Here is a 17,096-nt window from a genome sequence, read left to right as displayed (position 1 = left end):
GGTCCCTCCTCAGACTCCCGCTCGCTCGGACACCCCCCACAGCCCTGCCCGCCGGTCGCGCCGTCGTGACGGCGGTCGTGGCACGCACCGTGAATCCCCGTGAAAGGAACAACCGTGTCCACTGGTACACGCCCCGCGCTGACGCGGCTCGTCAGACACCTCCCCCGCGCGGCCGTCGCCGCCGTCGCCGCTGTCACCCTGACCGCCTGTGGGGGCGGCTCCGAGAAGACCGGGTCCGAGTCCTCGGCCGGGGCGAGCGCGGACTCCGCCGCCTTTCCGGTGACCGTCGAGCACAAGTACGGCAGCACCACGATCGACAAGGAGCCCAAGAGGGTCGTCACCCTCGGCCTGTCCGACCAGGACGCCGTGCTGGCCCTCGGGACCAAGCCGGTCGGCGCGGTGGACTGGTTCAAGGAGAAGCCGTACGGCAAGTGGCCGTGGGCCAAGGACAAGTGGGGCTCCACGCCGCCCGAGATCGTCGGTGAGCGCGACGAGTACAACATCGAGAAGATCGCCGCGCTCAAGCCCGACCTGGTCATCGCCCAGTACTCGGGCATGAAGAAGGAGCAGTACGACACCCTCTCCCAGTTCACCAAGGTCGTCGCCCAGCCCAAGGGCCACGACGACTACCAGGCGCCCTGGCAGGACATGACCCGGCAGATCGGCAAGGCGCTGGGCAAGACGGAGCAGACCGAGAAGCTGATCGACGACGTCGACGCCCATTTCAAGGCCGTCCGCGACGAGCACCCGGAGTGGAAGGGCAAGACCGTCACCGTCGGCGAGCCCTACGAGCCGGGCAAGTTCGCCGCGTTCTCGCCCAACGACCCCAAGGTCGTCTTCCTGAAGGAAATGGGCTTCACCACCTCCGAGAAGTACCGCAAGGCCCTCGGCAAGCAGAACGTCGCCGACCTCAGCGTCGAGCGCCTCGACGTGATGGAGGCCGACCGGACCGTGTGGCTGGGCACCCCCGAGACGGAGAAGGCCCTCAAGGCCGACTCGCTGTACAAGAAGACGAAGGTCCACCAGGAGAAGCGGGACCTGTTCCTGCCGTACGACAGCCCGGACATCGGCGCCGCGCTCTCCTTCAACACGGTGCTGTCGATCCCGTACGCCATCGACCAGGTCGTCCCGAAGCTCGAGGCCATCAAGTAGGCCGGGCCGGGTGCCGCCCGCCGGCGCCCCTCCGGCCGACCCGCCCGCCCGGTGGCCGTCCCCACCGGGCGGGCCCAGGCCCGCACTTGCACGATCCCTCGCTGACGCTTCACCAGGGAAAGGCCCACTGAACGATGTTTGACGCCGAGTCGAACAGGACATCCGCTTGCGGGACACCCGTCACCGGCGGGCAGTCCGGCATCTGGCTCGCCCAGCAGATCGAGCCCGACGGCTCGGCCTACAACGTCTCGTTCGTCCTGCGACTGCGCGGCGACATCGACCTGGACCGTCTGACGGCCGCGGTCCGGCGGGCCGCCGAGGAAGCCGAGTGCCTGCACGTCCGGATCGTCGCCGGGGACGGCGCACCGCGCCAGGCGCCCACCCGTCTCCCCGTCGACGTACCGCTCGTCGACGTCAGCGGCGAGGCGGACCCGAGGGACGCCGCCGGCCGCTGGATGGAGGCCGAACGCGACCGCCCCGCCGACCTCGCCGCCGGCCCGCTGTTCGCGCAGGCCCTGCTGCGGCTCTCCGACGACCACGTCTGGTGGTACCAGCGCTACCACCACATCGTCATCGACGGCGTCGGCATCGCCCGGATCACCCGCCGCGCCGGCGACCTCTACACGTCCGGTGACCAGGCCCCCGCCCCCGACTGGTCGCTGACCCGGCTGGTCGAGGCGGACACCGCCTACCGCGCGTCGGAGCACTACACGAGGGACCGCGCGTACTGGCTGGAGCGCATGGCCGGCCGTCCCGAGCCCGTCCGGCTCGTCGAGCGCGCCCCCGCGCCCATGACCCGGCGCGTCCGCCGCACGACGGAACTGCCCGCACCCGCCGTCATCCGGCTGCGCACCACCGCCGCGGACGCCGGCGTCAGCCTCTCCCGCCTGCTGGTGGCCGCCGTGGCCGCCTACCTGCACCGCGCCACCGGCGAACAGGACCTCGTCCTCGGCCTGCCCGTCACCACCCGGCGCGACCCAGGGACCCGGGACATCCCCGGCATGGTCTCCAACATCCTCCCCCTGCGCCTGAGCGTCCGCCCCGACATGACCGGCGCCGACCTCGTGGCCGCGGTCCGTACGGCGATCTCCGAGACCGTCACCCACAGCCGCTACCGCGCCGAGGACCTCGCCAGGGACCTCGGACTCGTCGACGGCGTGCGGGAACTCGTCGGGCCCACGGTCAACGTCCTGACGCGCGACGCGGGGCTCCGCTTCGGCGACCTCGACGCCGACCTCGTCCCGCTGTGGCTCGGCCCCGTCAGCGACCTGGCCGTCACCATCGGCGACATCCAGGCCGGACACGGCCTGCGCATCCACCTCGACGCGGACGCCGCCGTGTGCGACGAGCGGACACTGACGGAGCACGAGCAGCGCTTCCTGCGGCTCCTCCAGGCCCTCACCGACGACCTGACCCGCCCCCTCGCGCACATCGAGCTGACCTCCGGAGAGGAACGCGCCCGACTGCTGGGCGACTTCGGCGTGGCACCCCGCGAGGTGCCCGGGCTGTCCTGGCCCGCCGCCTTCGAGGAGCAGGCGCGCCGCACACCGGACGCCGTCGCCCTCGTGCACGAGGACCGGGAGCTGTCGTACGCGGAGCTCAACGCCGCCGCGAACCGTCTCGCCCGGCTGCTCGCCGCCCGGGGCGTGGGCGGCGAGGACGTCGTGGCGGTGGCGCTGCCGCGCTCGCCGGAGCTCGTCATCTGCCTGCTGGCCGTGATGAAGGCGGGGGCCGCCTACCTGCCGCTGGACGCGGACCACCCCAAGGACCGCATCGCCTACATGCTGGAGGACGCCGGCGCCCGCACGGTGGTGACGACGCGTGAGCTGTCCGCCGAGCTGCCGGCCGTGCCCGGCGCCGAGCGACTGGTGCTGGACGCACCGGCCGTGACCGCAGAGTGCGCCGCCCTGGACGGCTCCGACCCCGGCTTCCCCGTCGCCCTCGACCAGGCCGCGTACGTCATCTACACCTCGGGCTCCACCGGCCGCCCCAAGGGTGTCGTCGTCTCGCACGACGGCGTCGGCAGCCTGGTCGCCACCGCCACCGACCGGATCGGCATCACCGCCGGAAGCCGTGTCGTGCAGTTCGCGTCCGTCGGCTTCGACGTGACGGTCTGGGACCTGATCATGTCGCTGTGCGTCGGCGGCCGGATCATCCTCGTCCCCACCGAGCGCCGCGTCGCCGGGCCCGCCCTCACCGACTACATCGCACGCCACCGCGCCACCCACATGATCCTGCCGCCGTCGCTCGTCTCCGCGCTGCCGCAGGAGTGCGAACTGCCCGACGGCGCCGTGCTGATCGTCGGCACCGAGGCCGTACCCGGCGAGCTCATCGCCCGCTGGTCCGGACGGCTTCAGGTCGTCGTCGCGTACGGACTCACCGAGGCCACCGTCAACTCCACGCTGTGGCTCGCCGACCCGGACCGGCCGGGTCCCGCGCCGATCGGCCGCCCGGACCCCAACACCCGCGCCTACGTGCTCGACTCGGCGCTCCGCCCGGTGCCGGTGGGCGCCGAGGGCGAGCTGTACGTCGCCGGGCGGGGCCTCGCGCGCGGCTACCTGGGCAGGCCGGGGCTCACCTCGGAACGCTTCGTCGCCGACCCGTTCGCCGACGAGCCCGGCGCCCGCATGTACCGGACCGGAGACCGGGTGCGCTGGGGCGCCGACGGCAACCTGGAGTTCCTCGGCCGCGCGGACGGCCAGATCAAGATCCGCGGCCACCGCGTCGAACCCGGCGAGGTCGAGAGCGCCTTCATGGCCTGCCCCGGCATCGCCCAGGCCGCCGTCCTGGCCCGCGAGGACCACCGGGGCGTGAAGCGGCTCGTCGCCTACCTCGTGGCCGAGGCCGGCGCGGACGCCGACACCGCCGTGGCACAGGCCCGTACCCGGATCGCGGATGCCCTGCCCGACCACATGGTCCCGTCGGCCCTCGTACGCCTCGACGGCCCTCTGCCGCTGACGCCGAACGGCAAGCTCGACCGCCGCGCCCTGCCCGCCCCCCGGTGGACGGCCCTCGGCGGCGACGACCTGCCCGCCACAGCCGCCGAGGCCGCGCTGGCCGATCTGTTCGCCGACGTGCTCGGCCTGCCGTCGGTGGGCGTCCACGACAGCTTCTTCGAACTGGGCGGCGACAGCATCGTCGCCATCCAGCTCGTCAACCGCGCCCGCGAGGCCGGGCTGGCGATCGACCCGCGCGATGTGTTCCGGCACCGCACGGTCGCCGCGCTGGCCCGCCTCGCCGCAGACGCGCGGCCCTCCGACGGTGCCCTGCTGCCCGCTCCGTACGGGCTCGTCGCCCTCGGTGAGACGGAGCGCGCCGAATGCCTCGCGGCCCTCCCCGGCCTCGTCGACGCCGTGCCGGCCACGCCGCTCCAGGAGGGCTTCTGCTTCCACGCCTCCGTCGACGAGGACGGCGCCGACGGCTACACCGTCCAGGACATCGTCGAACTCTCCGGTGATGTCGACCCCGAGGCCCTGCGGGCCTCCGTCCAGGGCCTTCTCGACCGTCACCCGCTGCTGCGCGCCGCCTTCCACCAGCTGGCGGACGGCAGGATCGTGCAGCTGATCGGGGAGCGGGCCGAGCTGCCGTGGCGGTACGCCGACCTGTCCGGCCTGGACGGCGGTCAGCGGTCCCGCGCCGCCGAGGACGTGGCGGCGCGGGAGCGGGCGGCCGGATTCGACCTCGCCGCGCCGCCCCTGCTGCGGGCCGCGCTCATCCGCCACGCCGCCGAACGGTCCCAGCTGGTGCTGACGCTGCATCACATCGTGGTGGACGGCTGGTCGGTCGCGCTGCTGCTGCGCGAACTGCTCGACGGCTACCGGCCCGGCGCCGCGGCCGAACGGCCCGAGCAGGATCAGACGTACCGGGCGTACGCGGCCTGGCTCGCCGCCCGGGACCGGCAGGGCGCGCTGGATGCGTGGCGCGACGCCCTCGCCGGTTTCGACGGACCCGCCCGGCTCCCCGTACGCGGGACGGACGAGGGCGGGCACGGCACGGACACGGTGACCGTGGAGCTGTCCGCGGCGGACACCGCCGCGCTCGGGGAGCGGGCCCGGCAGCTCGGGCTGACCCTCGCCAGCGTCGTCCAGGGCGGCTTCGGGCTGCTGCTCGGCGATGTGGCCGGCTCGCGCGACGTGGTCTTCGGCACCACCGTATCGGGCCGCCAGGCCGCCGTGGAGGGCGTCGAGACCCTGGTCGGCCTGCTGATCAACACGCTCCCGGCGCGGCTGCGGTGGCGTCCGGAGCAGTCGCTCGTGGACGTCCTCGCACGGTTCCAGGACGAGCAGGCCGAACTGCTGGACCACCAGCACGTGGGGCTCGCCGACATCCAGCGGGCCGTGGGACACGGTGAGCTGTTCGAGGCGCTGGTCGTCGTGGAGAACCTGCCCGACGCGGGCGAGCCGTGCGACCCGGCGGGACAGATCCGCGTCACCGGCTCCACGGTCCGTGACGCCGTCCACTACCCGCTGGCCCTCACCGTCCTGCCCGGCGAGCGGCTCCGGCTGCGCCTCGACCACGACTCCGCCCGCCTCGACGCCGCCGCGGCCCGCCGGTTCGCCGACCGGCTGCGGGCCGTGCTCGGCGAGTTCACCGCCGATCCGCTGCGTCCGGTGGCGCGCCTCGGCACGCTCCCGGCCCACGAGGAGCGCGCCGCCCGCGACCTGCTGACCGGCGCGGACCGCACACCGGCCGACGACACCGTGCACGGCGCCTTCGCCCGGCAGGCCCGCCGGATGCCGGACGCCACCGCTCTGGTCCACGAGGCCGGGCGGACGACGTACGCCGAACTGGACGCTCGCGCCGAGGCGTTGGCGCACCGACTGCTCGCGCGCGGGGTGACGCCCGAGTCCGTGGTCGCCGTCGCCGTGCCCCGTTCCGCCGAGACGCCGGTCGCGCTGCTCGGCGTGCTCAAGGCGGGCGCGGCCTACCTGCCGGTGGACGTCGACTACCCGGCGGACCGGGTGCGGTACATGCTCGCCGACTCCGGCGCGCGGACGGTGGTCGTCACCGAGGAGTCCCTGGCCCGGCTGCCCGTCCTCGACGGCGTCGCCCCCGTCGTGCTCGGACCCGAGGAGACCGCTGCCCCGGACGCCCCCGTGGCCGTGCCGGTCCATCCCGACAGCGCCGCGTACGTGATGTACACCTCGGGCTCCACCGGCCGGCCCAAGGGCGTGGTCGTGACCCACCGCGCGGTGGTCGGCCAACTCACCTGGACCGCCGAGCAGTTCGGGTACGGGCCGGACGAGCGCGTCCTGCACCAGTACTCCACAAGCTTCGACCCGTCCGTGCTGGAGCTGTTCACCCCGCTGCTCACCGGTGGCACCGTCGTGGTCGCCCGCCCGGACGGGCACCGGGACCCCGCGTACCTCATCGACCTGATCCGCCGCGAACGGGTCACGGGCATCGACCTCGTGCCCTCCCTCTACGGCGCCCTCCTGGCGGAGGACGACGCGGGGGAGTGGTGGGCGACCCTGCGCCGCGCCTTCAGCGGCGGCGAGGCGCTGCCCGTGCCGCTGGCCCGCCGCTGGCAGGAGTGCACCGGTGTCCCGCTGGTCAACGTCTACGGCCCCACCGAGGCCGTCATCCAGGTCACCAGCTGGGAAGCGGGCGCCGCCCCCCGGGAGACCGGCACGGTGCCCATCGGGCGGCCGGTGTGGAACACGCGCCTGTACGTCCTCGACCGCCACCTCCGCCCGGTCGCGGCGGGCGAGCCGGGCGAGCTCTACATCGCGGGCGCGCAGCTGGCCCGCGGCTACCACGGACGCACCGCGCTGACGGCGGAACGATTCGTTGCCGATCCGTTCGGCCATCCGGGCGAGCGGATGTACCGCACCGGAGACATGGTCCAGTTCAGTGGAGACGGTGTGCTCACCTACCTCGGGCGCACCGACCACCAGGTCAAGATCAGGGGTAACCGGGTGGAACTCGGTGAGATCGAGGCTCGGCTGCGCGAGCAGCCGGCCGTCGGCGACGTCGTGGTCGTGGCCCGCGACGACGAGCGGGGAGTCAAGCAGCTGGTGGCCTATCTGGTCCCGGCCGCCGGTACGGGCGACCTGGACGTGGAGGCCGTGTGCCGCGAGATGAGCGGCGCGCTGCCCGCACCGATGGTGCCCAGCCACTTCGTACCGCTGAAGGCCCTGCCGCTGACCCCGGGCGGGAAGATCGACCACACGGCCCTGCCCGCCCCCGAGCTCCGCAGGCGGCACAGCGGCACGAACGGAACGAGCCCCACGGCACGCGAGGGCCACGAACGGCGGCTCTGCGCCGTCTTCGCCGACGTCCTCGGCCTCGACGAGGTCGACGCCGACGAGGACTTCTTCGCCCTGGGCGGCGACAGCATCCTGTCCATGGCGGTCTCCGGCCGCGCCCGCAGGGCGGGCCTCGCCGTCAGCCCCCGCGACGTCTTCGAGCACCGCACCCCGGCCGCCCTGGCGGCCGCCCTCGGCGGCACGCGGGACACGGCCCCGGCCGTGGTCGCGGACTCCGACGGGGTCGGCGACGTGCCGCTGCTGCCGATCGTCCACCAGCTCCGCGAGGACGGCGGCACGATCGGCCGCTTCAACCTGTCGATGCTGCTCCAGGCGCCCGCCGACGCGGACACCGGGAAGCTGACGCGGGTCCTCCAGGCGGTCCTCGACCACCACGACGGACTGCGCCTCGTCCTCACCCGTATGGACCTCGGTCCGGCCGTCCCGGCGCTGTGGTCCGCGCGGACGACCGCCCCGGGCTCGGTCGACGCCGCCGCCCTGCTGCGCCGCGTCGACGTCCGGGATCTCGACGACGCCGCGCTCCGGGCCGTGATCGGCGAGGAGTCCGACGCGGCGGCGGGCCGCCTCGACCCCGACAGCGGCGCCATGGTCCAGGCGGTGTGGTTCGACGCCGGCACGGAGCGGCCCGGCCGTCTGCTGCTGGCCGTCCACCACCTGGTGATCGACGGCGTGTCCTGGCGGGTCCTCCTCGGCGACCTCGCCGCCGCCTGGGACGCCGTCGCGCGGGGTGAGCGGCCCGCCCTGGAGCCGGTGCCCACCTCCCTGCGCCGGTTCGCCCGGGACGTCGCCGAGCAGGCCGGCTCACCGCAGCGGCAGGCCGAACTCCCCCACTGGGCCGCGACGTTGGCGCCCGGCGCCGACCTGGTGCCCGGTGCGGCCCGCACCGGCACGGCCGGAGCTGCGCGGGAGCACCTCGTCACCCTGCCCGCCGAGGAGACCCGGGCGCTGCTCACCACCGTGCCCGCCGCGGTCGGCGCCGACGTCACCGAGGTCCTGCTCGCGGCGCTGCGGCTGGCCGTCACACGCCGGCGCGCGGAGAGCGGAACGCCCCCGGACGGCGATCTGCTGGTCGACCTGGAGCGGCACGGCCGTGACGGCACCGACGCCGACGTGTCGCGCACCATCGGCTGGTTCACCAGCCTGCATCCCGTCCGGCTGCCCGCCGCCGACGATCCGCTGGACGCGCTCCGGCAGGTCAAGGAGTCCGTGCGGTCCGCGCCGGACTCCGGCGCCGGCTACGGCATGCTGCGCTACCTCAACCCGCAGCTCGCCCCAGTCTTCACCCGACTCTCCAGCGCCCAGGTGCTGTTCAACTACTTCGGCCGGCTGCCCGCCGAGCAGACCCGCGACTGGGCTCCCGCCGTCGAGTCCGACGCGCTGCGCGTCGAACCCGACGCCGACCTCGCCATGCCGTACCCGCTCCAGGTCAACGCCGTCTGCGCGGACACCCCGCGGGGCCCGGAGCTGCGCGCCACCTGGACCTGGCCGGACGGCGACGTGCTCACCGCCGAGGACGTCCACGCCCTCGGCCGTGCCTGGGCCGACGCCCTGCGCGAACTCGTCGCCCGCACCGGCACGCCCGGCGCCCTGCCGTCCCTCACCCCCTCGGACCTGCCGCTGGTGCGGCTCACCCAGGCCGAGATCGACCTGGTCGCGCAGGCCGGCCCGGCGCCGGTGGCCGACATCTGGCCGCTGTCGCCGCTCCAGGAGGGCATCCACTTCCACGCCAGCTACGACACCTCGGCCCTCGACGTCTACACCGCCCAGGACACCTTCGACTTCGGCCACCGGCTCGACGCCGACCGGCTCCGGGCCGCCTGTACGACCCTGCTGCGCCGCCACCCGAGCCTGTGCGCCGGCATCACCAGCGACGGCCTGCCCCAGCCCGTCCAGTTCGTCTGCCGGGCCTGCGACCTGCCCGTACCGCTCACCGAGGTCGACCTGACCGGCCTGACGGAGGCCGAGCGGCAGGCACGCCTCACCGCCCTCTCCGACGCCGACCGGCGGCAGCGGTTCGACCTGGCCACCCCTCCGCTGTTCCGGCTCACCCTGATCCGGCTCACCGACACCACCGACCGGCTGATGCTCAGCCACCACCTGGTCGCCTGGGACGGCTGGTCCCAGTCCCTCTTCCTCGACGAGCTGCTGGAGCTGTACGCGACGGCCGGCGACGACAGCGCCCTGCCCGCCCCCGGCAGCTACCGCGACTACCTGGGCTGGCTCGCCGGCCAGGACTTCGACGCCGCACGGCAGACCTGGCAACGGGCCCTCGGCCGGCTCGACGGGCCCACCCTCGTCGCCCGCGAGCGCGGCGACGAACCCACCATCCCGCGCCGCCGCACCCTCGCCCTCGGCCGCGCCCTGAGCGACCGGCTCCGCGCGTGCGCCCGCGAGCACGGCCTGACGATCAACGCGGTGCTCTCCGCCGCGTGGGCGCTCGTGCTGTCCGCCACGGTCGGCCGTGACGACGTGGTGTTCGGCGCCACCGTCGCCGGGCGCCCCGCGGACGTGCCGGGCGTCGACACGACGATCGGCATGTTCCTCAACACCGTGCCCCAGCGCGTCACCCTCGACCCGGCCGAGCCCGTCGGCGACCTGCTGCGCCGCGTCCAGTCGGAGCGGGTGGCCCTGATGGACCACGAGTACCTGGGCCTCGCCGAACTCCAGCGCGCGGGCGGGCACCCCACCCTCTTCGACACGCTGTACGTCCTGCAGAACTTCGCCGACGAGGGCGCCTTCCGCAGGCTCACCGAGCGGCACGGCATCACGGGCGTGGGCAGCGTGGACGCCACCCACTACCCGATGACGCTCATCGTCAACCCGGCCGAGACCGTCCAGGTCAAACTGGAGTACCGCCCCGACCTGGTCGACGACGACCGGGCGCAGGCCACGCTGGACCGCTTCGGCGCCCTCGTGGAGCGGCTCATCGGCGACCTGACCACCCGCGTCGGCGCCCTGGACCTGCTGCTGCCCGCTGAGCGGGAGTCCTTGAGCGCCGAGTGGGCGGGCAGCCGGGAACCGGTACCGAACGAGACCATCGCCGACATGCTCACCGCGCAGGTCGCCCGCACCCCCGACGCCGTGGCCCTCGTCTTCGGCGAACGCGCCCTCACCTACGCCGAGTTGGACGCCCACATCAACCGGCTCGCCCGGCTGCTGCTCGCCCGGGGCGCCGGACCCGAGAAGGTCGTGGCGCTCGCGTTGCCCCGGTCCATCGAGATGGTGGCCGCCCTGTTCGCCGTGCTGCGGACCGGCGCCGCCTACCTGCCGCTGGACCTCGACCATCCCGCCGACCGGCTGCGGCTGATGGTCGAGGACACCGGGCCGCTGTGCCTGGTGTCCTCGACCGCCGTCGCCCCGACCCTGCGCGGCGGGACCGGCCCCGTGGCGCCCGAACTCCTCCTGGACGACGCGGCCGTGGCCGCCGAGCTCGCCGCCCTGCCCGGCGGGGAGGTCACGGACGCCGAGCGACCCGCGTTCGCCCACTACGTGCCCGACCGCCTGGAGTACCCCGCGTACGTCATCTACACCTCCGGCTCGACCGGCCGGCCCAAGGGCGTCGTCACCCCGTACCGGGGCCTGACCAACATGCAGCTCAACCACCAGAAGGAGATCTTCGACCCGGCCATCGCCTCCGCCGGCGGGCGGCGGCTGCGCATCGCGCACACCGTGTCCTTCGCCTTCGACATGTCCTGGGAGGAGCTGCTCTGGCTTGTCGAGGGACACGAGGTCCACGTCTGTGACGAGGAACTGCGCCGCGACGCCGAGGCCCTGGTCGCCTACTGCGACCGGCACCGCGTCGACGTGGTCAACGTGACGCCCACGTACGCCCAGCTCCTCATCGAGGAGGGCCTGCTCGACCAGGACGAGGCAGCCGGGAGACACCGGCCCGCCCTGGTCCTGCTCGGCGGCGAGGCCGTCTCCGACACCGTGTGGAGCAGGCTCCGCCACACCGACGGCACCTACGGCTACAACCTGTACGGGCCCACCGAGTACACGATCAACACGCTCGGCGGCTCCACCACCGACAGCGCGACCCCCACCGTCGGCCTGCCCATCCGCAACACCCGCGCCTACGTGCTGGACACCATGCTGCGGCCGGTGCCGCCGGGCTGCCCCGGCGAGTTGTACATCGCCGGCACCGGCCTGGCCCGCGGCTACCACGACCGGCCCGGCCTGAGCGCGGAGCGGTTCGTCGCCGACCCGTTCGGCGAGCCCGGCGAGCGCATGTACCGCACGGGCGACCTCGTACGGCAGCGGCCCGACGGCCTGCTGGACTTCCTCGGCCGCACCGACGACCAGGTGAAGATCCGCGGCTACCGCATCGAGCTGGGCGAGATATCCACGGCCCTGTCCACCCACCCGGACGTCGCGCACGCGGCGGTCGTCGTGGCGGAGAACGCCGGAACCAAGCGCCTCGTCGGCTACTACGTGCCCGAGGACGGTGCCGACGAGCGGCTCGTGCCGGCCCTGCGCGACCACCTCAAGGCCGCTCTGCCCGACTACATGGTCCCCTCCGCGCTCGTCGCCGTGGACACCCTGCCGCTCACCGTCAACGGCAAGCTGGACGTCAAGGCCCTGCCCGCCCCCGACTTCGGCGGGACGGGCCCCAGCCGCGCCCCGCGCACCCCACAGGAGGAGACGCTGTGCGCGCTCTTCGCCGAGGTGCTCGGCCTGCCCCGGGGCAGCGTCGGCATCGACAGCGACTTCTTCGCTCTCGGTGGCCACTCGCTGCTCGCCACCCGGCTGGTCGGTCGCGCCCGCACCGCCCTGGACGCCGAGCTGGCGATCCGGGACCTGTTCGAGGCGCCCACCGTCGCCGAACTGGTCGAGCGTGTGGCTCTCCCCGGCGCCGCCGCCCGCCCGTCGCTGACGGCCGCCGAGCGGCCCGCCGAACTGCCGCTGTCCCACGCCCAGCAGCGGCTGTGGGTCATCCAGCAGATCGAGTGCACCTCGGCCGCGTACAACTTCCCGCTGGTCATGCGGCTGCGCGGCGCTCTCGACGTGGACGCCTGGCGCCTGGCCCTGGCCGATGTCACCGCCCGCCACGAGGCGCTGCGCACGGTCTTCGCCGAACGCGACGGCCAGGCCTTCCAGCGGGTGCTGCCCGCCGAGCAGGCGCGGCCGGTGGTGGAACACCTGCGCGCCAGTGAGGACGAGGTGCCGGGCATCATCGACGCGGCCGTCAACCGGCCCTTCGACCTCGCCACCGAACTGCCCTTGCGCGCCACCGTCGCCGAGCTGGCACCGGACGACCACGTCGTCATCCTGCTGCTGCACCACATCACCACCGACGAGTGGTCGGACCGGCCGTTCCTGCGCGACCTGGCCACGGCCTACGCCTCGCGCCTGGACGCCGGCAAGGCGCCCGACTGGGAGCCGCTGCCCGTCCAGTACGCCGACTACGCCATGTGGCAGCAGCGGCTGCTCGGCGACCCCGCCGACCCGGGCAGCCTCGCCGCCCGGCAGCTGGAGTACTGGCGTACGACGCTCGACGGAGCGCCCGAGGAGCTGGAGCTGCCCACGGACCGGCCGCGCCCGGCACGGCCGGCGTTCTCCGGCGCCGAACTGGACATCGCGTTCGACGCCGACGTCCACGAGGGGCTGAGGCGGCTCGCCCGGGAGACCGGCGCCAGCATGTTCATGGTCGTGCACGCGGCCGTCGCCGCCCTGCTGCACCGCATGGGCGCCGGCACCGACATCCCCCTCGGCTCGCCCATCGCCGGGCGCGGTGACGAGGCGCTGGACGACCTGGTCGGCTTCTTCGTCAACACGCTGGTGCTGCGCACCGATCTCCAAGGCGACCCGAGCTTCACGGAACTCCTCGCCCGGGTCCGGGAGACCGACCTGGCCGCGTTCTCCCACGCCGACGTGCCGTTCGAGTCGGTGGTGGAGAAGCTCAACCCCACGCGGTCGCTGTCCCGCAACCCGCTGTTCCAGGTGATGGTCGGCTACCACGCCCGCACCGGCGACGAGCTGGAACTGCCCGGACTGCGCACCGAGTTCGTGCCGTTCCGCGTCCGCTCCGCCAAGTTCGACCTGGTGTTCAGCTTCACCGAGCACCTGGCCTCCGGCCACGACACGGGCTCCCTGAGCTGCCGTCTGGAGTTCGCCACCGAACTGTTCGACCGGGAGACCGCCGAGCGGCTCGGCGACCGGCTCCGCGCACTGGTGACGGCCCTCGTCGCAGCGCCCGAACGGCCCCTCTCACGGGCGGAGATCCTCACCGCCGACGAACGGCGACTGGTGATGGAGGGCTTCAACTCGACCGCCCGCCAGGTCGACGAGGCGTCGCTGCCGGCCCTGTTCGCCCGGCAGGTCGCCGAACAGCCCGACGCCGTCGCCGTCGTCGACCGGTCCCGTCCGGTGACGTACGCCCGGCTCGACGTGCGCGCCAACCGCATCGCCCGGCTGCTGGCCGCGCAGGGCGTGGGCGCGGAGAGCGTGGTGGGCGTGGCCGTGCCCCGCTCGGTCGACATGGTCGCCACCGTGCTCGCCGCGCTGAAGCTCGGCGCCGCGTTCCTGCCGCTGGACCTGGTCCACCCGGCCGACCGCCTCCGGTACATGATCGAGGACTCGCGGGCGGCCCTGGTGGTCGGCACCGAGCCGGTCGCGGGGAAGATCCCCGACGTGCCCGGGGTGCCCGTCGTGCTGCTCGACGCGCCGGACACCGCCGCCGCACTGGACGCCCTGCCCGAGACCGCTGCGGGCGACGGACCGGCCGGCCTGGACCAGGCCGCCTACGTCATCTACACCTCCGGTTCGACCGGCCGCCCCAAGGGCGTCGTCGTACCGCACGAGGGCATCTCCAGCCTGGTCGCCACCGCCGTCGACCGGATGGGCCTGCGGCCCGACAGCCACGTGCTGCAGTTCGCGTCGATCGGCTTCGACGTGTTCGCGTTCGAACTGTCGATGGCCCTGTGCCACGGCGGGCGGCTCGTCCTCGTCACCGACGAGGTCCGGGTCGCCGGACCGGCGCTCACCGACTTCCTCGCGGACCACCGGATCACCCACATGATCCTGCCGCCGTCCCTGGTGTCGGCGCTGCCGCCCGGCTGCGCCCTGCCCGAGGGCTCCACCGTCCTCGTCGGCACCGAGACGGTGCCGCCGGACCTGTTCGAACGCTTCGGCACCACGGCCCACCTGATCTGCGCGTACGGGCTCACCGAGGCGACCGTCAACTCCACGCTGTGGCCCTCGCGGGAGCACGGCGGCCGGCCCGCGGGCCGGGTGCCCATCGGCCGGCCCGACCCCAACACCCGCTGCTACGTCCTGGACGAGCGTCTGCGCCCGGTGCCGCCGGGTGTGGCGGGAGAGCTGTACGTCTCCGGCCGTGGCCTGGCGCGCGGTTACCTCGGCAAGGCGGGGCTGACGTCGCAGCGGTTCGTCGCCGATCCGTACGGCCCGCCCGGCAGCCGTATGTACCGCACCGGCGACCGCGCCCGCTGGCGCCGGGACGGCAACCTCGACTTCCTCGGCCGGGTCGACACCCAGGTGAAGGTCCGGGGCTTCCGGATCGAGCTGGGCGAGATCGAGGCGGCACTGGCCAGACACCCTGCGGTGGCCCAGGCGACCGTGCTGCCCGACCGCGACGGCGACATCGTCCGCCTGGTCGGCTACGTGGTGCCCGAGGCGGGGGAGCTGGATCCGCACAGCGTGCGGGCCCATGTGGCCGGGCTGCTGCCCGAGTACATGGTTCCGTCCCTGGTGGTGCCGCTGGACGGGCCGCTGCCGCTGACGCCCAACGGCAAGCTGGACCGCAAGGCGCTGCCCGCGCCGGACTGGTCGGCCATGACCGGCGACGCCCGCCCGGCCACCGAGACCCAGGCGCGGCTCGCCGCGCTGTTCGGCGAGATCCTCAAGCTGGACGGCGTCGGCGTGCACGACAACTTCTTCGCGCTCGGCGGCCACTCCATGGCCTCGATGCGGCTGCTGGGCCGCATCCGCGCCGAGTTCGGGGTGGAGCTGAGCATCCGGGACGTCTTCGACGCGCTGACCGTCGCCGGGATCGCGGCCAAGCTGGAGAGCGCGGCAGCGGCCCGCCCGGCGCTGCGGCCCGCCGGCGACCGGGAGGAGCCGCCGCGGGTCGCACCGGTCCAGCGCCGGCAGTGGGAGGCGTACCGCCGTACCCCCGGATTCGACCACGCGCTGGTGCTGCGCTCGCCGGACGGGCTGGACGCCGACGCGCTGGCGGCCGCGCTCGCCGATGTGGCGGGGCGTCACGAACCGCTGCGTACGGCGTTCCACGAGCGGGACGGTGCCGTGCTCCCGCGCCCGGCAGAGCCCCCGGCCCTGATCCTGGAGGAGTGCGCCGACGTGGACGCGCGCCTGGCGGAACTGGCGGGCCGGTCCCCGGACCTGACCGTGGAACCCCCGGTGCGGGCCCATCTGCTCACCGCCCCGGACGGCGGTGGTGCGCTGCTGCTGACCACGCACTACCTGGCGGTGGACGAATGGTCGGTGGTGCCCCTGTTCCGCGACCTCACCACGGCCTACGCGGCCCGGGCGGAGGGCCGCGCACCCGAGTGGGAGCCGCTGCCGGTCACGTACACGGACTACACCCACTGGGCCCGCGACGTCCTCGGCGACCTCGCCGACCCCGGCAGCCGTGGCGGGCGTCAACTCGCCTACTGGCGGCAGACGCTGAAGGGCGCGCCGCGGCGGCTGGCCCTCCCGACGGACGGTCCGCGCCCCGGCGCCCCCGGCGGCGGGCAGGTGGACTTCGTCCTGGACGAACGGCTGCACGCCGCCGTGGACGACCTGGCCCGGACGACCGGCACCAGCATGTTCATGGTGCTGCACTCGGCGCTGGCGGCCCTGCTCACCGCCCACGGCGCGGGCACCGACCTGCCCATCGGCACGATGGTCGCCGGCCGCACCGACGAGCAACTGGCCGGCCTGGTGGGGTGTTTCCTCAACACGGTCGTGCTGCGTACCGACACGGCGGGCGACCCGACGTTCGCGCGGCTGCTGACCCGGGTGCGGGAGACCACGCTGAGCGCCCTCGACCGGCAGGACGTCCCGTTCGACGAGGTCGTCCGGGCGGCCGGGCTGCCGCCGGAGGGCCCGCAGGTGATGGTGATCCACCACGAGCAGGCGGACCTCGGGCAACTGGAGGGCGGCATCGGCTCGTTCCACGCCGTGCCGACCGGCTCGGCGCGCGCGGAGCTGACCCTGAGTTTCTACGAGCCGCGCGGCACGGGACCTGTGCACTGCGAACTGATCCACGCCACCGGCCTGATCGACCCCGCCACGGCACGGCGGCTCGCCGACGAACTTCTCTGGCTGCTGCGCACCGTGGCAGCCGACCCCGAGCAGCCGCTCTCGGAGCTGTTCACCGCCCTGTCCACAAGGAGTGACGACGCATGACCACCAACCCGTTCGAGGACCCGCAGGGCCGCTTCCTGGTCCTGGTCAACGACGAGAACCAGCACTCGCTGTGGCCGTCCTTCGCCGAGGTGCCGGCCGGATGGCGGACCGTCTTCGGCGAGGACACGCGCGAGGCGTGCCTGGCGTACGTGGAGACGAACTGGACCGACCTGCGGCCCGCGAGCCTCATCGCCCAGCAGGGCTGACGCCCCGACAGCACCGTCGCCTGCGGAGCCCCCCGCACAGCGCCGTCGCGCGCGGAGGTCACGCTCCGCGGGCGACGGCGTTCCCGCACCTGCCCGTGCG

Annotated in this window: 3 protein-coding genes; all 3 read left to right on the top strand. The window is 74.1% G+C overall.

The genetic code is table 11. The annotated features are described in order from the left end of the window. Positions 1-114 precede the first annotated feature (114 nt). Entirely contained in the window at positions 115-1,152 is a 1,038-nt protein-coding gene (locus ACFPZJ_RS05100; protein ID WP_381017792.1) for an iron-siderophore ABC transporter substrate-binding protein, read from the top strand. 134 nt (positions 1,153-1,286) lie between these two features. Further along, on the top strand, positions 1,287-16,790 hold the full coding sequence (locus tag ACFPZJ_RS05095; protein ID WP_381017789.1) for an amino acid adenylation domain-containing protein: 15,504 nt from the start codon (positions 1,287-1,289) through the stop codon (positions 16,788-16,790). Next, the gene (locus tag ACFPZJ_RS05090; RefSeq protein WP_381017787.1) at positions 16,787-16,996 is read left to right on the top strand and encodes an MbtH family protein; all 210 of its coding nucleotides are present in this window, start codon (positions 16,787-16,789) and stop codon (positions 16,994-16,996) included. Before ACFPZJ_RS05095 ends, ACFPZJ_RS05090 begins: the two co-directional genes overlap by 4 nt. Positions 16,997-17,096 lie beyond the last annotated feature (100 nt).

The organism is Streptomyces bullii, from assembly GCF_042657145.1.
In the GTDB taxonomy this organism is placed as follows: Bacteria; Actinomycetota; Actinomycetes; order Streptomycetales; family Streptomycetaceae; genus Streptomyces; species Streptomyces bullii.
Note: the sequence above shows the minus strand (reverse complement) of the source record. Positions and strands in the feature narration are given on the sequence as shown.